Origin of the sequence: Arenibacter amylolyticus (assembly GCF_002150785.1) — a bacterium.
In the GTDB taxonomy this organism is placed as follows: Bacteria; Bacteroidota; Bacteroidia; order Flavobacteriales; family Flavobacteriaceae; genus Arenibacter; species Arenibacter amylolyticus.
The window spans coordinates 1-19,334 of the sequence record NZ_MTAZ01000022.1 but is presented as its reverse complement, the minus strand read 5'-3'; the positions used below and the strand labels follow the sequence as shown (position 1 = coordinate 19,334).

Sequence of the window (19,334 nt, the reverse complement as noted above, 5' to 3'; positions counted from 1 at the left end):
AGTTTAATGGGCTATCTAACTCGATTAATCTTTTGATTTAAATCGCCTCGACTTTTTCTTGTTGGGATTTTTAAATAAACGTTTAAAGAATCCGTCGCGTTTTACAGGCTCACAATCTAATTTTTCCAATACCGAAGGGCTAGGAGTTTTAAATCTAGCTTTGGTAATATAATCAAAGGACTTGTCCGCATTTAATTTCTGTGTCCATAATGCAAAAATGGGCAATGCCGCATTGGCGCCTTGCCCTAGGCTGGTACTTTTAAAACCAATTTCATGATGGTCCAATCCCACCCAGGTAATATTCAGTAATTTGGGGGTAAGTGCTACAAACCAAGCGTCCTTATTGTTTTGGGTGGTCCCCGTTTTTCCTGCTAAATCATTCTTTAGACCATAAGTAGAACGGAGTCGCGCTGCGGTACCACTATTTACAGTAGCTTTCATCATTTCTAGCATAAGCTGCCTGTTTTCGTCCGAAAATGCAGGGGTCTTGGCAATTGTAGGCTCAAAGACCACTAAGGTAGAATCCCTGTTGTCGTTGATGTGGTTGATGAGAAAGGGAGTTACAGCTTTCCCCATATTAAGATAACTAGCATAAGCTCCTGCCAATTCATTTATTTTAATCTCAGCAGTTCCCAAAGCCACCGAAGGCAATGCGGGTAAATCGGTTTCGATTCCCATTTTTTTCGCTTGTGACAATACCTTGGGGATGCCCGCTTTCTCTAATACTTTTACTGCAACGGTATTTACAGAATTGCTTAACGCCTCTTCCATGGAATAATTAAGGTAGGCCTCGTCCTTGTTTCCCGAATTGCTGGGAGACCAACCTTCCATATTTTCGTATGCTACCTCCTGTGCAGAAAAATAGGTGCAGGGCGTTATGCCGCTTTCCAAGGCCGCGGTATAAACTATAGGCTTAAATGCAGAACCTACCTGTCTTTTACTTTGGGATATATGATCGAACTTAAAGTGCTTGTAATTAATTCCTCCTAGCCAGGTTTTTACTGCCCCATTGCTGGGGTCTATGGAGAGAGAGCCCATGTTTAAAAACTTAGCGTAGTGAATTATACTGTCCAAGGAGCTGGCCATTAGGGTGGTGTCTCCCTTCCAGTCTGTTAAGGTCATGGATTTCTTGGTCTTTAGGGTGTCCATGATTTGTGGCTCACTAAGTCCGGCAGATTTTAATTTTTTATAAATGTCGGACCGTTGTATAATTTTATTGATGAGACTTTTATTGGTCCTCCATGGTGCATTTTTGCCATAGCTTTTTTCAAAACTTGCTTGAAGTTTACTCATGTGCTCTTGCATGGCCTCTTCGGCTAAAACCTGCATCTTGTAATCTAAGGTGGTATAAATTTTTAAACCGGATGTGTAGATGTTGTATTCCTGCCCTTTTTGTTGTTGCTCTTTAATCCACTTTAAAACTTGCTTCCTTACCTCTTCCCTAAAATACGGGGCAATTCCGTCATTGTGATCATAATCGCGATAGTCTAATTGTAAAGGTGCTAGAACAAGACTATCTGCTGCTTTAGATGTCAAGTAGCCGTTTTTTTCCATAGCACGGAGTACCAGGTTACGTCTGTTAAGACTGTTTTCTGGAAAAACACGGGGATTGTAGCCATAGGTAGCCTTCAACATTCCCACTAGAACGGCACTTTCTTCCAACAACAGGTCCTTGGCCCTTTTGTTGAAAAACTTTAGTGCTGCACTTTCTATCCCAAAAGTATTGTCGCCAAAGGAAACGGTATTGAGGTATAGTAACAGAATCTCCTCTTTAGAATAGATCCTCTCTAGCCTTTTGGCAATAATCATCTCTTTAAACTTGGAGGCCACTAATTGAAGGGTCCCAGATCTTTCCCGTGGGAATAGGTTTTTTGCCAATTGTTGGGTAAGGGTGCTGCCTCCGCCAGCAGATTTATCCTGTAGTAAGAGGGTTTTAATGCCTACCCTTCCAAGACTCGTAAAGTCTATTCCCGAGTGCTTGTAAAATCTTTCGTCTTCTATGGCTATTAAGGCTTGTACCAATTGTGGGGGTAGGTCCTGGTAGGTTATAGGCTGCCGGTCATAGAGATAATATTTTCCAATCAATACACTGTCCGCAGAATATACCTCGGAAGCGCGTTGATAATTAAAGTCTGAAAGTGCATTTTTGGAGGGGAGCTGGCCCCAAGCACCTAGATATATACTAAGTATGAATAAAGAAAAAAGTCCTCCCAATAATAGGGCTGTAAAAATGGCGTATCTCAAGAGTGGATTTTTTATTTTTTTAAACATTAATTCTCTTTTAATGCCTGCAAGATTAAATTTTAAAATGTATTACAGGCGTTCCTTTACACTTCCTTTTGTCTCAATAAATATAGTATACGAAAATATAAGGTTTCGGGATGTTCTTATAGGCGACTAATTTTTTGCTATCCATTGGGGGCTCTTTGTAGAATGGTGGGATTCCTATAGGTTTATAAGAGTGTAGTGGAAGTAAATTACCGATTATCAGATGAATAAGTGCGAAGCAGGAATTTCGGATACCGCTTAGGAAAAAATAGGGAGTTTTTCAATTCTTTTTTGGCGGAGGAATAAAACTTTAATACGTCCAATAATTCACTATTTTTGATTTTTCGGGCTTTTTTCAATTCGGTTAGATGGAACTTATGAAGAGACCCATACATACTAAGTGTAACATTAGTGAATCACTATAATCAAATTTTGTAATGAAAAAAATACTTCTCTTTTGTTTAATAGCTGCGCAATTGTCGTTTGCCAATGAGTTAGATTGGTCCAAAACGGGACATAGGACTATTGGGGAAATTGCCGCACACCACCTAACGGGTAAAACCAAAAGGGCAATTAATAAATTATTGGATGGACAGAGTTTGGCCTTGGCATCCAATTATGCCGATGAGATAAAGGCAGATCGCAGCTATTCCAAGTTTGGGCCTTGGCATTATGTAAACTATCCTATGGATAAAAAATACACCGATGTAACACCCAGTCCTGCCGGGGATGTGGTGATGGGGATCCAAAAAAGTATTGCCATCATAAGGGATAAAAACAGTAGTAAGGAAGATAAAGCCTTCTATCTTAAGATGTTGGTGCATTTAATAGGAGACCTTCACCAGCCCATGCACGTAGGTAGACTGGAAGACAAAGGAGGGAACGATATTCAGCTTAGGTGGTTCGGGAGGGGCACCAATTTACATAGGCTTTGGGATGCCAATATGATTGATGACTATGGCATGAGTTACTCAGAATTGGCTCTTAACCTTCCCAAGCTTTCCAAGAAAGAAATTAAGGCTATTCAGCAAGGTGACGTGTATGATTGGGTGGAAGAATCCCACGTATTGGCCAATATCCTTTACGATTCTGTGGAGGTTGGTGAGCAGTTGGGTTATGCCTACAAATATAAATATTGGTCATTGGTGGAACAGCAGTTGCAAAAAGGCGGACTCCGTTTAGCGAAGGTTTTAAACGAGCTGTTTTAGAATCGATTAAAGCGTGGGGTTTAATGCTTTGTGGAAGGATTTATAAGGAGGGTTGCTAATCATTTAGGCCATGGGCAATGAGACCCTGTTGTAGCCCAATGTAAAGTATTGCAACACAATAGGTAGATGTTGTGTAGAAGGACTGGGGGCAATAGCCTAAAGTGAAAAGTAAACTGGCCCAATTAACCTCTTGTTTTATTTAATGATCCTAAAGGTAAGGTTAATCCTTTGATGCTGGGCTTTGGTGGTCTTGGGGACTTGGTGCAACCAATGGTGCTGGGTTTCCCCTTTCATGAGCAAGAGGCTACCGTGCTGCAAAAGTAGTTTGTGCTTTACATCCTTGTTTTTTCTGTGCTTCAAATGAAAATAGCGCTCTTGTCCCAAAGATATAGAGGCGATTATGGGATTTTTTCCCAATTCTTTTTCATCATCAGCATGCCATCCATTACTATCCTTCCCATCCCTATATAAATTAAGTAAACAGCTGGTAAATTGGATGTTAAGACTTTTATGAAGGCTGTTTTTGAGTTCTAGTAACAGTGGGGTGAAAGTATGGGGCTTCATGCGGATGCCAGAGTAGGTGTAGGCTTGTCCATTGTCCCATAAAGGGCGGTAAGCCTAGGCTGGGGATGGGTCTTGCCAAATAAGGTGATCGTTTCTTGTTGCCATGGGGTTTCTTTCCTGAGTTTTTCAAAATATAAATTGGCCTGTTGTGATGATAAAAAGTGGGGGTAATAACTAATATCGCTATCGGGGAGGTCTAGATGTATGGGATCTGAAAATAATGAAATACTCATTGTATATTTATTAAGGGTGTTGTTCCGTTAGTTGTATTCAGGATGGAAGCTTTTATTTAGGAATTTGGATTGGTATTGGTTGTTCGAACTATAAATTTCGCTATTTCCTTCACTTGGCATTTTAAGACCGAGCTAAATATTTCCCAAATAATAATAGGCCCAATAGATCAACACAAATTGGAGGGGAATCCTAAGGATAAGTATCCACTTCGGAATTCCCGCAGCTTCTTTTTTGCCTTTCAGCATATAAAAATGTACCAAGAGGAAAACGATCAACATGCTTATAATGCCATAGAGGGAAATATCTTTGGTTGTGGAAAAGCACAAGCCAAAACCCAAAAGTATTTCCGCCAACCCGCTTAATGCCACCAAAAGTTTGGGCTTAGGCAGATAGTTAGGCATAATACGAAGGTACATCTTCGGTTGTATGAAATGCATTGTTCCAGCAACTATATAAATGAATGCCATGAGGTAAAGATGCCAAGGGTAGGTCATATTACTTTATTAGAGGTTAGTTAATGCATGGTAAAAGACATTATTTCTTTCCAAGGAACTCCAAAGGGATTACAAGATAGTTGGAAAATATTTTAAATCATCCAAATAAAAAAAACTGCATCAAAAATAAATTGATGCAGCCTTCTATTTTAAAATACTCAGTACTTTGTTTTTAGTACTTATTTAACCATTTCATAGCTACGCTTAATGAAATTAGTAAGCTCTTCTCCTTTTAGCAATCCTTTGGACAATCGAGCCAAATCTAGGGATTGGTTTATGAGTCGCGCTTTCTTTTTAGCAGTCTTCGTATTCAAGATTTCAGATACCAATTCGTGATTGGTATTCACTACCAGATTGTACATTTCTGGCATATTGCCCATCCCGAACATTCCGCCACCACCGGTTTGTTGCATTTCCTTCATACGGCGCATAAACTCGGGCTCCGTAATAATGAATGGTGAGGCATTGCTATCCATAGCTTCTAGCTGAATGGTGTAGCTCTTATTATTTATGGTCTCTTCAATGGACGTTTTTAGGGACTCTTGCTCTTCCTCAGAAAGCTTGGAGATTGGGGTGTCTTCTTTCTTTATCAGGTTATCCAAATGATCGGCGTCTACCCTAGCAAAAGAAATATTTTCTTTAGAAGTTTCCAGTTTCTGCATTAGGTGGGAAACGATCGGGGAATCCAATAATAATACTTCATACCCTTTATCTTTAGCAGCCTCTATATAACTGTGCTGTTCTTCTTGGTTAGAAGCGTAAAGAATCACCAATTTATCATCCTTATCGGTCTGGTTTTCTTTCAGCTTTTCCTGAAGTTCCTCAAAAGTATAAAACGCTCCATCTACGGTAGGGTACAGTGCAAACTTATCGGCCTTCTCAAAAAACTTCTCTTCGGAAAGCATTCCATATTCGATAACGATTTTAATGTCGTTCCACTTAGCTTCAAAGTCTTCCCTGCTATTCTTAAACAAGGATGCCAATTTATCGGCTACCTTACGTGTAATATAGGACGAAATCTTTTTAACCGCTCCATCTGCCTGAAGATACGATCTAGAAACGTTTAATGGGATATCCGGAGAATCTATTACCCCGCGAAGCATGGTAAGGAATTCTGGAACAATTCCTTCTACATTATCCGTAACAAATACTTGGTTCTGGTATAAGGCAATCCTGTCTTTTTGAATGTTTAGATCATTGGTCAATTTGGGGAAATACAAGATTCCCGTCAAATTAAACGGATAATCAACATTTAGGTGAATGTGAAATAAGGGCTCCTCAAATTGCATTGGGTAGAGCTCCCTATAAAACTGCTTGTAATCTTCCTCTTTAAGCTCAGTAGGCTGCTTGGTCCAAGCAGGATTAGGGTTGTTAATAATATTATCTACCTCTTGGGTTGGAGCGGGATCCTCCTCCTTGGCATCTTCTGGCTTGGGCAAGGTTTCGGTTTTAGTCCCAAACTTAATAGGTACGGGCATAAACTTATTGTACTTGCTCAGTAACTCTCCAATTCTACTCTCCTCTAAAAACTCGGTGGAATCCTCTGCGATATGAAGGACGATTTCGGTTCCTCTAGTTTCCTTATCGGCTTCTTCCAAAGTAAAGTTTGGCGATCCATCGCAGGTCCAATGAGCAGCGGGGGCATCGGTATAGCTCTTAGTGATGATTTCTACCTTTTCTGCAACCATAAAGGCAGAATAAAAACCAAGTCCAAAGTGACCGATGATCCCAGAATCTTTTGCGGAATCTTTGTATTTGTCTAGGAATTCCTCTGCTCCTGAAAAGGCAATTTCGTTAATATATTTTTTTACCTCGTCTTGGGTCATACCCACACCTTGGTCAATAATATGGATTTTCTTTCCCTCCTTATCAACCTTCACCTCAATAATAGGGTTGCCGTACTCTACGGAAGCCTCCCCAATAGAAGTTAGGTGTTTTAATTTTAAGGTTGCATCGGTAGCGTTGGAAACCAGCTCCCTAAGAAAAATTTCATGGTCACTGTATAAGAATTTTTTTATAAGCGGAAATATGTTCTCTACGGAAACATTAATCTTGCCTTTGGCCATACTTCTAATATTTTAATGATTATCGGATTGTCAAAGTCAAAAAAAGTACCACAATCTAAAATCGTGACAAACTGGCACTTCGTCTGGCTCGCACTCATGCGGTATGTCACTTATGCAGTTCCCTAGCACCTTCAAATGTCTAGTTATTAAAAGACGGGGAAGTGTAATTTTAAAAAATTTATGGGATTCTTAAATTATTTCCTATACTTTAGTTTTAATAACGAACTTTATGGCATAAGCCTAAAATTTTAAAAACGAAACAGATGTTCAACTCAAAAATAACTGGACTAGGTTTTTATGTTCCGGACAATGTGGTCAGTAATGAGGATTTGTCCAAGGTGATGGATACCAATGATGAATGGATCCAAGAGCGTACAGGTATCAAGGAAAGAAGGCATGTGATTGCAGGTGATGGGGATACTACGACCACTATGGGGGTTAAAGCGGCAAAAATTGCCTTGGAGCGGGCAAAATTGGATAAGGATGAAATAGATTTTATAGTGTTTGCTACCCTAAGTCCAGACTATTATTTCCCTGGGCCTGGTGTCTTAGTGCAACGGGAACTGGGGATAAAGACCGTGGGGGCTTTGGATGTAAGAAATCAGTGTTCCGGTTTTGTATATGCCCTGTCTGTTGCAGATCAGTATATTAAAACTGGCATGTACAAAAATATATTAGTCATTGGTTCCGAGTTGCATTCCCATGGTTTAGACATGACTACTAGGGGTAGGGGGGTGTCCGTGATTTTTGGCGATGGTGCAGGGGCAGCAATACTGAGTAGGGAGGAGGATTCCCAAAAAGGAATACTGTCTACCCATTTGCATTCCGAAGGTGAACATGCAGAAGAACTGGCCCTAATTGCCCCTGGTATGGGCAATCGTTGGGTGACTGATATCTTGGCCGACAATGATCCCAATGATGAGTCTTACTTTCCTTATATGAACGGTCAATTTGTTTTTAAAAATGCAGTGGTCCGTTTTAGTGAGGTAATTGTAGAAGGTTTAAAGGCCAATAACTTGGAGGCTAAAGATATTGATATGTTGGTACCCCACCAGGCCAACCTTCGGATTTCACAGTTTGTTCAGCGTAAATTTGGATTGACAGATGATCAGGTATACAACAACATCATGAATTATGGGAATACCACGGCAGCTTCTATACCAATTGCCCTTACCGAAGCTTGGGAAAAAGGAAAAATAAAGTCGGGAGACTTGGTGGTGCTTGCAGCATTTGGTAGTGGTTTTACTTGGGGAAGTGTCGTTATTCGCTGGTAAATAATCCTAGATTACACCTATATTAAAGCAAAACCCGGAGCCTAAGCTCCGGGTTTTCTTCATTGATAAACTATACTAAACACTAACCATTAACTTTAAAAATACAGTTGTATCAATGATTGATGTTGTTAGGCCCTTAAAGAAAAGGATTTTTGTATTGCTAAAGCCTTGTTTAACATTGTTTAACGTGGGCTTTAACATTGTGGTGTTTCACTTTGGCCGCCCGCAGAAATCAGGCGTGTTAGCTTCCTTGTTTTAATTTTAGGTTTTCACCTCGGTTGTTGACGTTGTTGAGGTTTGGCGGATCTGGACTCGTTTTATAATCCTGTCCTTGGATGCAACCCCAGCCTATAAGGGGAAACCCTTAACTAATCAGTTAGGGTTAGGTCTACAACACTTAAGAAACACAATCAGGGGTGGAGAATCCCTCCACACTATTTTATAAGGTGTTAGTTTAAGCTTTTTTTGGAGTAGGTTTTATTCTGATGGTCCAAAGTCCAATAAAAGTTAATATACCATTTATAGGTAGCAATTCGTACCCAACCTGATATCCGTTTAGATAGTCCGACGGAATATTGGCAATCAATACAATCAGAATTACAGAAAGCACGGAAACGAAGGCTACGTATTTATCCTTTATTTGATACTTGGTGAGGATGCCAAAGGAAAATAATCCCAGTAAGGGGCCATAGGTATAGGTGGCAACTGTTAAGAGTCCGTCTATAACGTTCTTATCTAAAATATGTTTAAAGATTATTATGACAATTATGAGCAATAGACTCATTCCTATATGGGTGTTTTTACGGATAGACTTTTGCTTAGCCTCCGGCTTCTTGCTAATATTTAAAAAGTCTATGCAAAAGGAGGTGGTCAGTGAGGTAAGCGCACTATCTGCACTACTATAGGCCGCGGCAATTAATCCTAGCATAAAGGTGATGGCTACCGCAATTCCCAATCCGCTATTAATCGCAATTTCCGGAAACAAAAGATCGGGTTTGGGAACACCATCCAACATAGGAATGCCAATATCAAACCTCCCGGCATAAATAAATAAAAGTGCGCCCAATAATAAAAAGGCGAAGTTGACTACAATAAGCACCAAACTAAACGAAACCACGTTCTTCTGGGCATCCTTTAGGCTTTTGCAAGTGAGGTTCTTTTGCATCATATCCTGATCTAGGCCAGTCATGCAAATAGCAATGAACATTCCTCCTATGAACGACTTTATAAAATGCACTCTGCTAAAAAAATCATCAGTAAAAAATATGGTGTTGTATTTCTTTAGTTCCTCGGAAGCGAAGAATTCTGTGAAACTCCAGTTCAACTCTTGATTAATTTGATAAATGGACAATCCCACGGCAATCAACATAAATAGGGTCTGCAAGGTGTCGGTCCAGACAATTGTCTTTATTCCGCCTTTAAAAGTGTATACCCATATCAGTAGAATGGATAGGGTAACGGTAACTTCAAAAGGTACGTTCCAAGCATCAAATACAAATTGCTGCAATACTATGGCTACCAAAAAAAGTCTAAACGAAGCGCCTAAAACTCGGGAGATAAAAAAGAAAAATGCCCCTGTCTTATAGCTTACCACGCCAAAGCGACCTTCTAGGTATTCATAGATAGAGGTGACGTTTAATCTATAATATATAGGTAGCAGCACATAGGCAATGACCAAGTATCCCGCCAAATATCCAAATACCACCTGCATATAACTAAATTCCGAACTCGCTACCCATCCAGGGACAGAAATAAAGGTAACACCGGATAACGAGGCGCCAATCATACCAAAGGCTACCAAAAACCAGGGGGATTGCTTTCCTGCCTTAAAAAAATCTGCATTAGAGTCGTTTTTTCCAGTGAAATAGGAAATGGTAAGGAGTAATAGGAAATAACAACCTATCAATACTAAAATAAGGGTAGGGGTCATAGTTGGATTTTAAGCCGGCAAAATACAAAAAACAATCATATAAAAACTGAAGGATCTAAAGTGCCAAATAGCGAGCATTGACCAAGATTCAAATATTTCTTTTTCTACCGAGGTCGAGTATTAAATAGTTTAAAATTGTAATTTTGTGCTTATGGAATTCTCTTCAAAATTATTGGAAAATGCCGTCTATGAAGTATCTCAATTACCAGGGATAGGAAAGCGAACGGCATTAAGATTGGTGCTTCACTTACTAAAGCAACCCAAAGAACAGACCACAAGATTAACCAGTGCCTTGGTGAATCTTAAAAGCAATATCAAGTTCTGTAAAAACTGTCACAATATTTCCGATGTAATACTTTGTGAAATTTGTGCTAACCCCAAAAGGGACCAAACCACCGTCTGCGTGGTAGAAGACATACGGGATGTTATGGCGATAGAGAATACGGATCAATTTAAGGGGCATTACCATGTGTTGGGGGGTAAAATATCACCCATGGAAGGGGTGGGGCCGCAAGATTTAACCATTGCTTCTTTAATTGAAAAGGTGAAGAAAGGAGAAATAAAAGAGCTTATTTTTGCTTTAAGTTCTACAATGGAAGGAGATACCACTAACTTTTATATCTTTAAGCAGTTGGAGGGAACAGAAATAAAGACCTCTACCATTGCTAGGGGGATTGCCATAGGGGACGAATTGGAATATGCCGATGAGGTTACCCTAGGAAGAAGTATCCTTAATAGGATTCCATTTGAGAATTCTTTGAAGGCCTAGCCAAAATTTAAGTTAGTAATGAATAAAAGACACCAAAGTGGACTTTATTTTATTATTTTTGCAAACTATTAATCAGTAAAAGTCAATTAAATACGAATATGTCAAAGTTTGAGCTAAAATTACCGCAAATGGGAGAAAGTGTAGCGGAAGCTACCCTAACCTCGTGGCTAAAGGAAGTTGGAGATACCATAGAAATGGATGAAGCCGTTTTCGAAATTGCGACGGATAAGGTAGATTCTGAAGTTCCCAGTGAAGTAGATGGTGTTTTGGTAGAGAAGCTTTTTGATGTAGACGATGTAATACAAGTGGGGCAAACAGTGGCCATCCTAGAATTGAGTGGTGCTGCTGTTCAGGCAGAAGAAAAAACCGAACCAGTAACCGCTGCTGTATCGGAAGATTCCATACAGGCAGTAGCGCAAACGGTTGAGGTGGCAAAACAAGTTGCCTCCCCCGCGCAACTAGACTTTAAAGAGTCCGATCGGTTTTACTCTCCCTTGGTGAAAAATATAGCCAAACAGGAAGGAATTGAGCTTGCAGAACTAGATACTATCCCAGGAACTGGTAGTGAAGGCAGGGTAACCAAAAATGATATCTTGGCGTACCTAGAGAATCGTAAATCCGGAGCAACCCAATTTGCCAAAGAAGGTTCCTCTACCGTAGAGAGTGCGAGTGCTGTAAAAATGGATCAGGTACAAAAAGAAGTGTCTGTAGATGCGCAGAAAGCGTCAAATAATACCCAGATAGCCCAGTCGGTAGCAGGGGAAGAGCGCATACCTCTAACCCGTATGGGGAAATTAATTGCCAATCACATGACTGCCAGTTTGGAAACTTCTGCACATGTACAGAGTTTTGTAGAGGTAGATGTGACTAATGTGGTTAAGTGGCGAAATAAGATGAAGGACGAATTTCTAAAAAGGGAAGGGGAGAAACTTACCTTTACGCCAATCTTCATGGAAGCAGTGGCCCTTGCCTTAAAGAAATATCCCATGATGAACATCTCCTTGGAGGGGGATACCATAGTAAAGAAAAAGAATATAAATATAGGGATGGCGGCAGCTTTGCCAGATGGAAATTTAATTGTTCCGGTTATTAAGAATGCAGATCAGTTAAATTTGGTAGGCATGGCAAAAGCGGTAAACGATTTGGCCAATAGGGCTAGGGACAACGCTTTAAAGCCCGATGAGGTGAAGGGCGGTACGTATACCGTTACCAATGTTGGTACCTTTGGAAGTGTATTTGGAACCCCCATCATCAATCAGCCACAGGTAGGTATTCTGGCTCTGGGAGCAATTAGAAAAATGCCCGCCGTGGTAGAGACAAAGGAGGGCGATTTTATTGCTATAAGGAGTAAGATGTACCTCTCGCATAGTTACGATCATAGGGTCGTGAACGGGGCCTTGGGAGGTATGTTTGTAAAAGCAGTAGCCGATTACCTGGAAGCATGGGACGTGAATAGGGAGGTGTAGTTCCTTGCAAATTAAGGCAGCTCAAAATTTTGCGTTCGTAAGAGGATGGTGTTGGTGGCTACTGGAGGTTGTGCTATTATCTATTGGCTTATTTATTGCATAATGACTGCTTTTTTGGAGGAAGGTTGTTCGCTACAAATCCGTCTATCTGTATTTTAGACCGTACCTTTGTGAAAAATTATTATTGCAAAACAACCTAAAAGATGCAACTGAAGCTTACTAAACCAATTTGTTTTTTTGATCTGGAAACCACCGGAACCAATGTGGCCAAGGATAGAATTGTAGAGATCGCCATTTTAAAAGTGTATCCCAACGGGAATAAGGAAAGTAAAACCTGGTTGGTTAACCCAGAAATGAAGATTCCGGACGAGGTGGTCGCTGTTCACGGCATTACCAATGAGAAGGTGGCTCAAGAACCTACCTTTAAACAGCTTTCCAAAGAGATTTATAGTATGATTAAGGATTGTGACCTTGGCGGCTATAATTCTGATCGATTTGATATTCCTCTCTTGGCGGAAGAAATGCTGCGAGCAGAAATTGATTTTGATATGAAAAACACCGTTTCTGTAGATGTGCAGACCATTTTCCATAAAATGGAAAAGCGCACCTTGGAAGCGGCCTATAAGTTTTACTGTGATAAGGATCTTACAAACGCCCATAGTGCAGAAGCAGATACCCTAGCAACCTATGAGGTGTTATTGTCACAGTTAGAACGTTACCCAGAGCTGGAGAATAATGTGAAAAAGCTGTCACAATTTACTACAAGGAAGCAGTCTGTGGACTTTGCCGGATTTATTGTGTTGGATAAGGAGGGGGAAGAGGTTTTTTCCTTCGGGAAACACAAGGGTAAAAAAGTGCACGATGTACTGGAAAAAGAACCCGGGTATTTTGGATGGATCCTTAATGCCGATTTTCCATTGTACACCAAAAAAATACTAACTCAAATAAAGCTGAGTAAGCTTAATAATAAATTAAACTAAGGGGGTATTTCTTATCTGGTATAGGATAGATGCCCTAAGTATTATTTTTTTCCAACAAGGAGTTTTTAGGGCAACTTGCCCGAATGAATGTGTGCGAAAAAGAAGCATCTGCTGTGCCAGTCTTGGTCTGTATATCTTAATGGGTATTGTGCCAAACCCCAATGAATCTATTAGCCGTATGAAAATAATCTGTATTGGTCGTAATTATGTAGATCATATAGCCGAATTGAACAACGAGAAGCCCAGTGAGCCGGTGGTATTTATTAAGCCCGACTCTGCGGTGTTGCCAAAGGAGCAGGATTTCTATATTCCTGAGTTTTCCCAAGATGTCCATTATGAAGTGGAGGTTTTGGTAAAGATTAAAAAGGTAGGAAAACACATAGATGAGCAATTTGCCCATAAGTATTATGATGAAATAGGTCTGGGGCTAGACTTTACAGCTAGGGATCTTCAAACGCAACTAAAGGAGAAGGGACTTCCATGGGAAAAGGCAAAGGGTTTCGACGGTGCAGCCGTAGTGGGCAAGTGGTTGCCTAAAACCAACTTTGAGGATTTAAATAATCTTGACTTCCAGCTTAAAAAGAATGATGAGGTGGTGCAGAAGGGAAATACAGCGCATATGATGTGGAAGATAGATGAGTTAATATCCTATGTGTCGCGTTACTTTATGCTGAAAAAAGGGGATATTATCTTTACGGGAACCCCCGCGGGTGTAGGAAAAGTAAATGCGAATGACTATCTTGTAGGCACACTTAACGATAAGGAGTTATTCTCCTTAAAAATAAAATAGATGATCTATAACCTAGACAACATCAATGAAATGGCCGAGGGCGATGAAGATTTTGTTCGTTCTGTCATTGCTGTATTTTTAGAAGAAGTGCCTCAGGACCTGGAAGAGTTGGAGAAGGCCTTGGAGCTTAAAAATTACGAAGCGGTTTACAAATTGGCGCATAAAATAAAGCCCAATGTAGATTTGTTAGGCATGGAGCAGTCGCGTGCAAAAGCCTTGGAAATAGAGACCTTGGCAAAAAAAGAAGAAAATATTCCAGAAATCAATAGGTTGGTGCCGCTTCTTAAAAAAGATGTTAATCAGGTGATTACGGAGCTAAAAAACGACTTTAGTCTTTAATGTTTGCAGAGATAATTACCATTGGTGATGAATTGCTAATAGGACAGGTGGTAGATACCAATTCTGCATTTATCGCCGAAAAACTGAATGATATTGGTGTTTCCGTTTATCAAATCACCTCTGTGCAGGATGATAGGGAGCAAATTTTACATGCCTTAAAGGAAGCCGAATCGCGGTCCGATGTGATTATCATGACAGGAGGATTGGGTCCTACCAAGGATGATATTACCAAACAAACCTTGTGCGAGTACTTTGGCGATACCCTTGTGTTGAATAGCGCGGTGCTTTCCCATGTGGAGGAGTTGTTTAAAAAACATATAAGCACCCCTATTTCCGAATTGAACCGAAGACAGGCCTTGGTGCTCAGTAGTGCAGAAGTATTGCACAATGAGTTTGGAACTGCGCCTGGGATGTGGATACCCAGGAATGGTAAAGTAGTAATCTCCTTACCAGGAGTGCCCTATGAAATGAGAAACTTATTCTCTTACCAGGTAATCCCAAAGGTGATTCAAGAGTTTAGACGACCCTTTATTATTCATAAGACCATTATCACTTATGGGATGGGGGAAAGTGGAATTGCAGAAATCCTAGAATCAATAGAGGAGGGGCTCCCCAAAGAAGTGAAGCTGGCTTATTTGCCTAGCTTGGGCTCGGTGCGGTTGCGATTAACTGGGAAAGGGCCCAATAAAGAGCGCTTAAATCAGTTGATAGATGCGGAAGCTGAGAAGATTAAAGCATTGCTGGGGGATTATGTCTATGGGGAAAATGGAATGGAACCCTTAGAGGTGGTCGTAGCCAATTTATTGAAGCAGAAAAAAATGACCCTAGGGACGGCAGAAAGTTTTACCGGGGGGAGAATTGCACAGAAAATAACCCGAAATCCAGGGGCATCTGCCTATTTTAAAGGGAGTGTGGTGTGTTATGCCACCCAAACCAAAGTAGAGGTGTTGGGAGTGTCCCAAGAAGTGATAGATCGGTATTCTGTGGTGAGTTCCCAAGTGGCCGAGGCCATGGCTATTCATCTTAGGAGGCTGTTAAAAACAGATTTTGCCATAGCTACTACTGGGAATGCCGGACCCACAAAAGGTGATTCGGATGCGGAGGTAGGAACGGTATTTATCGCCATTGCTTCTCCAAAAAAGGTGGTCGTACAAAGATTTCAGATGGGAGGGCAACGGGATAGAGTTGTGGAAAAGTCGGTAAACAAGGCGTTTGAGCTGCTTCAAAAAGAAATTGCAAAATTGTGACCAAGAATTTTGTACGTACCATAAATTAGCTTAAATTTGCAGCCTGTTTATAACAAAATTAAAAGTAGCGAGATGTCAAAAGTTTGTGATGTTACTGGAAAGAGAGCCATGTTTGGAAATAATGTGTCCTTCTCAATCAATAAAACCAGAAGAAGATTTGACGTGAATCTTTCCAAAAAACGTTTCTATATTCCAGAAGAAGACCGTTGGGTAACCTTAAAGGTGTCCGCTAAGGCTTTAAAGAGTATTAACAAAAAGGGAATTTCCGTTGTTTTGAAAGAGGCAAAAGGGAAAGGATTGATCAAATAATCCTGAAATACTAAGATAAAATGGCAAAGAAAGGTAATAGAATCCAGGTTATTTTGGAATGTACTGAGCATAAGGAGTCTGGCATGCCAGGAACTTCTAGGTACATTACAACTAAGAGCAAAAAGAATACTCCAGATAGGATGGAAATTAAGAAGTACAATCCTATTCTTAAGAGAGTGACAGTACATAAAGAAATAAAATAATACGTCATGGCAAAGAAATCAGTAGCAACTTTACAAACTAGTTCAAAGAGGTTGACAAAAGCCATAAAAATGGTAAGGTCCCCAAAAACAGGTGCTTACTCTTTTGTGGAGTCAGTTATGTCACCCGAATTGGTTAACGATTGGTTGAGCAAAAAATAGAAATCCTTTTTTAATGGGTTATAAGCTACTTTCAGATGGAAGTAGCTTTTTTATTTTCATATCTTTGGGCAAAAGGAATACGCCACGATTATGAGTTTATTTAAGAAGTTATTTTCGAAACCAAAAAAAGAATCCCTAGACAAAGGTCTGGAGAAGACCAAGTCTAGCTTCCTATCCAAATTAGGGAAGGCGGTTGTTGGGAAGTCAAAGGTAGATGATGATGTTTTGGATAGCCTGGAGGAGATCCTGGTTTCTTCCGATGTAGGGGTGGATACCACCCTAAGGATAATAGATCGGATAGAGGCTAGGGTAGCAAAGGATAAATACGTGGGTACGGACGAACTTAACCGTATTTTACGTGAGGAGATAGCCGGACTCCTATCTGAGACCAATTTTGGCAATGAGGTAGAATACACCGTTCCCAAGGATAAAAAGCCATATGTAATTATGGTGGTTGGGGTAAACGGAGTTGGTAAAACCACTACTATTGGTAAGTTGGCCCATCAGTTTAAAAAACAAGGCCTAAGCGTTGTATTGGGCGCTGCAGATACCTTTAGGGCAGCGGCTATTGAGCAGTTGGAAGTATGGGCAGATAGGGTAGATGTTCCTATTGTGAAACAAGGAATGGGGAGCGATCCCGCCTCTGTGGCTTATGACACGCTCAGTTCTGCTGTGACCCAAAATGCCGATGTGGTAATCATTGATACTGCCGGGAGATTGCACAATAAGGTGAACCTTATGAATGAACTTTCTAAGGTGAAACGGGTGATGCAGAAGGTGGTCCCAGATACACCGCATGAAGTGCTTTTGGTGTTGGACGGGTCTACGGGACAGAATGCTTTTGAGCAGGCAAAACAATTTACCAAGGCAACCGAGGTTACTGCCTTGGCGGTGACCAAATTGGATGGTACGGCTAAAGGAGGCGTGGTTATTGGAATTTCCGACCAATTTAAAATTCCCGTGAAGTATATTGGTGTTGGCGAGGGTATGGAAGATTTACAGGTATTCAATAAGTTTGAATTTGTGGATTCTTTCTTTAATGCTAATTAGGGTTCCTGGCCAGATAATTTCTTTAATTTTTCGGAGGTAGCAGTCATTGAAAATCGGGCTATGGATAGGTGCATTTCTATAGATATTAATAGCCGTGTCTATCTACCTTGCTTGATAAATCTTTAATTGTCTTCGCCTATTCTGTTTAGGGATGGGGTATTGCTCTTGAGGCTAAGCTATTTTCTTTTTTAAACGTTAAATATTAGGTGTAAATCAACTGCAATCTTTTTGCAAGTCGTACTTTTGCACCTCATTAGAAGGATATGCGTACAAAATCACTTAAAAAGAATAAGATCAACGTTGTTACCTTGGGGTGTTCCAAGAATGTATACGACTCCGAAGTATTAATGGGGCAGTTGAAAGCCAATAATAAAGAGGTAGTTCATGAAGAAGAAGGGAACGTAGTGGTGATAAACACCTGTGGTTTTATCAATAACGCTAAAGAGGAAAGCGTTAATACCATTTTGGAATACGTTCAGATGAAAGAAGCTGGGGACGTAGACAAGGTGTTTGTAACGGGTTGTTTAAGTGAGCGCTATAAGCCCGATCTTCAAAAGGAAATTCCCGATGTGGACGAATATTTTGGTACTAGTGAATTGCCAAACTTACTAAAGGCCTTAGGGGCAGATTATAAGCACGAGCTTATTGGAGAGCGACTAACTACCACTCCAAAGAATTATGCCTACCTAAAAATTGCAGAAGGCTGTGACAGGCCTTGTTCCTTCTGTGCTATTCCCCTTATGCGAGGGAAGCACAAAAGTACGCCCATTGAGGAGCTGGTAACAGAAGCAAATAAGTTGGCTGCAAAAGGGGTAAAGGAATTAATTCTGATTGCCCAGGACCTCACCTATTACGGCTTAGATCTATATAAGAAACGGAACCTTGCCCAGCTCTTGGAAGAGTTGGTAAAAGTAGAGGGTATAGAGTGGATTAGATTGCATTATGCGTTTCCAACAGGATTTCCTATGGATGTCTTGGAAGTGATGAAGCGCGAACCTAAAATATGTAACTATCTTGATATTCCATTACAGCACATTTCAGATTCCATATTAAAAAGTATGCGAAGGGGAACCACCCAGGAGAAAACTACCAAATTGCTGAAAGATTTTAGAAAGGCGGTTCCTGGGATGACCATAAGGACTACTTTGATCGTTGGTTATCCAGGGGAAACCGAGGAGGATTTTAATACCTTGAAAGAATGGGTAAGGGAAATGCGTTTCGAGAGATTAGGATGCTTTACCTATAGCCATGAGGAGAATACTCACGCTTATAAACTGGAAGACGATGTGCCTGAGGAGGTAAAACAGCAACGTGCCTCCGAAATAATGGAATTGCAATCTCAGATCTCTTGGGAGCTAAATCAAGAAAAAGTAGGACAGACCTTGCGTTGTATCATCGATAGGAAGGAAGGGAAGTACTTTGTTGGTCGCTCCGAATTTGATTCCCCTGATGTGGATAACGAGGTTTTGGTAGATGCATCAAAACATTATTTAAAGGTGGGCGATTTTGTAAACCTATCCATCTTCGAAGCTGCGGATTTTGATCTGTACGGGGAGCCGGTTTAGTACAAAGTACTAAGTACAAAGTAGTGAGATATTAATATAGAGACGTACGCAGTTGGCGGAAGACGATAGTTTGCGCCAGTGGCCGATAGTGGATCAGAAAAGATTATTTCTGGTGGTGAGGTATGCGAACATGGTCAAAATCAACCTAGTTTTCTGGTCGAGCGCCAGCCCGAATGATTCGTTCTGGCGGGCGGTCCAGGCCTCAGTAAAAAAGCAATATACCCCATGGTGTCATTGGTGAATAACAGATTAGTGAGGTATAAAATAAAATCCTCAAACCACCGATTGTTTCCTAATAAAGATAATCAGCTTTAGCTAAAATTTTGAAAGCTCCGTTTGTAGTTAAACCGCTATATTTTCAAATAGGCTAATTTTCAAATTGTCAAATCAGTGAATCCCCCTCATTGTTTCATTGCTAC

At 40.5% G+C, this 19,334-nt stretch carries 19 protein-coding genes; 13 read left to right on the top strand and 6 right to left on the bottom strand.

Annotated features, from left to right (window positions below):
- Positions 1-24: 24 nt before the first annotated feature.
- Positions 25-2,271: a transglycosylase domain-containing protein gene (locus BV214_RS10385; protein WP_086477445.1), complete on the bottom strand. Its 2,247-nt coding sequence runs from the start codon at positions 2,269-2,271 to the stop codon at positions 25-27.
- A 434-nt stretch (positions 2,272-2,705) separates the two neighbouring features.
- Between BV214_RS10385 and BV214_RS10375 the strand changes: the two genes are divergently transcribed.
- On the top strand, positions 2,706-3,476 hold the full coding sequence (locus BV214_RS10375) for a S1/P1 nuclease (protein WP_086477443.1): 771 nt from the start codon (positions 2,706-2,708) through the stop codon (positions 3,474-3,476).
- A gap of 195 nt (positions 3,477-3,671) precedes the next feature.
- Here the strand turns inward: BV214_RS10375 and BV214_RS17130 are convergent, their stop codons facing one another.
- From BV214_RS17130 to htpG, 4 genes are all read right to left on the bottom strand, one after another.
- On the bottom strand, positions 3,672-4,040 hold the full coding sequence (locus BV214_RS17130; RefSeq protein ID WP_317045176.1) for an alpha-ketoglutarate-dependent dioxygenase AlkB family protein: 369 nt from the start codon (positions 4,038-4,040) through the stop codon (positions 3,672-3,674).
- Positions 4,037-4,273 (bottom strand): alpha-ketoglutarate-dependent dioxygenase AlkB family protein, encoded by a 237-nt coding sequence (locus BV214_RS17125; protein ID WP_317045174.1) that lies wholly within the window; start codon positions 4,271-4,273, stop codon positions 4,037-4,039. The genes BV214_RS17130 and BV214_RS17125 overlap by 4 nt, the downstream gene beginning before the upstream one ends.
- A 132-nt stretch (positions 4,274-4,405) precedes the next feature.
- The gene (locus tag BV214_RS10365) at positions 4,406-4,768 is read right to left on the bottom strand and encodes a DoxX family protein (RefSeq protein ID WP_086477442.1); all 363 of its coding nucleotides are present in this window, start codon (positions 4,766-4,768) and stop codon (positions 4,406-4,408) included.
- A 179-nt stretch (positions 4,769-4,947) separates the two neighbouring features.
- Positions 4,948-6,834: a molecular chaperone HtpG gene (htpG, locus tag BV214_RS10360; RefSeq protein ID WP_086477441.1), complete on the bottom strand. Its 1,887-nt coding sequence runs from the start codon at positions 6,832-6,834 to the stop codon at positions 4,948-4,950.
- 263 nt (positions 6,835-7,097) lie between these two features.
- Between htpG and BV214_RS10355 the strand changes: the two genes are divergently transcribed.
- Entirely contained in the window at positions 7,098-8,108 is a 1,011-nt protein-coding gene (locus BV214_RS10355) for a 3-oxoacyl-ACP synthase III family protein (protein WP_086477440.1), read from the top strand.
- Between the two features lie 454 nt (positions 8,109-8,562).
- On the opposite strand, the gene BV214_RS10350 is transcribed toward BV214_RS10355, so the two are convergent.
- Positions 8,563-10,038, bottom strand: a complete 1,476-nt coding sequence (locus BV214_RS10350; RefSeq protein WP_086477439.1) for a sodium:solute symporter — start codon at positions 10,036-10,038, stop codon at positions 8,563-8,565.
- 151 nt (positions 10,039-10,189) lie between these two features.
- Here BV214_RS10350 and recR point away from each other — a divergent pair, with 151 nt between their 5' ends.
- The 11 genes from recR (at position 10,190) to rimO (ending at position 18,915) form a co-directional block, all read left to right on the top strand.
- Positions 10,190-10,807, top strand: a complete 618-nt coding sequence (recR, locus tag BV214_RS10345; protein ID WP_086477438.1) for a recombination mediator RecR — start codon at positions 10,190-10,192, stop codon at positions 10,805-10,807.
- 98 nt (positions 10,808-10,905) lie between these two features.
- Complete coding sequence (locus BV214_RS10340) at positions 10,906-12,273, top strand: dihydrolipoamide acetyltransferase family protein (RefSeq protein WP_086477437.1); 1,368 nt, start codon at positions 10,906-10,908, stop codon at positions 12,271-12,273.
- 203 nt (positions 12,274-12,476) lie between these two features.
- Positions 12,477-13,253, top strand: a complete 777-nt coding sequence (locus BV214_RS10335) for a 3'-5' exonuclease (protein ID WP_086477436.1) — start codon at positions 12,477-12,479, stop codon at positions 13,251-13,253.
- Between the two features lie 178 nt (positions 13,254-13,431).
- Positions 13,432-14,043 carry a fumarylacetoacetate hydrolase family protein gene (locus BV214_RS10330; protein WP_086477435.1) on the top strand — a complete coding sequence of 204 codons (612 nt, stop codon included), beginning with the start codon at positions 13,432-13,434 and terminating at the stop codon, positions 14,041-14,043.
- Complete coding sequence (locus tag BV214_RS10325; RefSeq protein ID WP_086477434.1) at positions 14,044-14,382, top strand: Hpt domain-containing protein; 339 nt, start codon at positions 14,044-14,046, stop codon at positions 14,380-14,382.
- Positions 14,382-15,629: a competence/damage-inducible protein A gene (locus tag BV214_RS10320; protein ID WP_086477433.1), complete on the top strand. Its 1,248-nt coding sequence runs from the start codon at positions 14,382-14,384 to the stop codon at positions 15,627-15,629. Before BV214_RS10325 ends, BV214_RS10320 begins: the two co-directional genes overlap by 1 nt.
- Before the next feature lie 72 nt (positions 15,630-15,701).
- Entirely contained in the window at positions 15,702-15,938 is a 237-nt protein-coding gene (gene rpmB / locus BV214_RS10315) for a 50S ribosomal protein L28 (protein ID WP_026810198.1), read from the top strand.
- 20 nt (positions 15,939-15,958) lie between these two features.
- A complete protein-coding gene (gene rpmG, locus BV214_RS10310; RefSeq protein WP_026810199.1) occupies positions 15,959-16,141 on the top strand; it encodes a 50S ribosomal protein L33 in 183 nt (60 codons plus the stop codon).
- Positions 16,142-16,147: 6 nt separating this feature from the next.
- A complete protein-coding gene (locus BV214_RS10305) occupies positions 16,148-16,300 on the top strand; it encodes a DUF4295 domain-containing protein (RefSeq protein WP_086477432.1) in 153 nt (50 codons plus the stop codon).
- Between the two features lie 90 nt (positions 16,301-16,390).
- A complete protein-coding gene (gene ftsY / locus BV214_RS10300; RefSeq protein ID WP_086477431.1) occupies positions 16,391-17,350 on the top strand; it encodes a signal recognition particle-docking protein FtsY in 960 nt (319 codons plus the stop codon).
- A gap of 263 nt (positions 17,351-17,613) precedes the next feature.
- Positions 17,614-18,915 carry a 30S ribosomal protein S12 methylthiotransferase RimO gene (gene rimO, locus BV214_RS10295; protein ID WP_086477430.1) on the top strand — a complete coding sequence of 434 codons (1,302 nt, stop codon included), beginning with the start codon at positions 17,614-17,616 and terminating at the stop codon, positions 18,913-18,915.
- Positions 18,916-19,334: the final 419 nt, after the last annotated feature.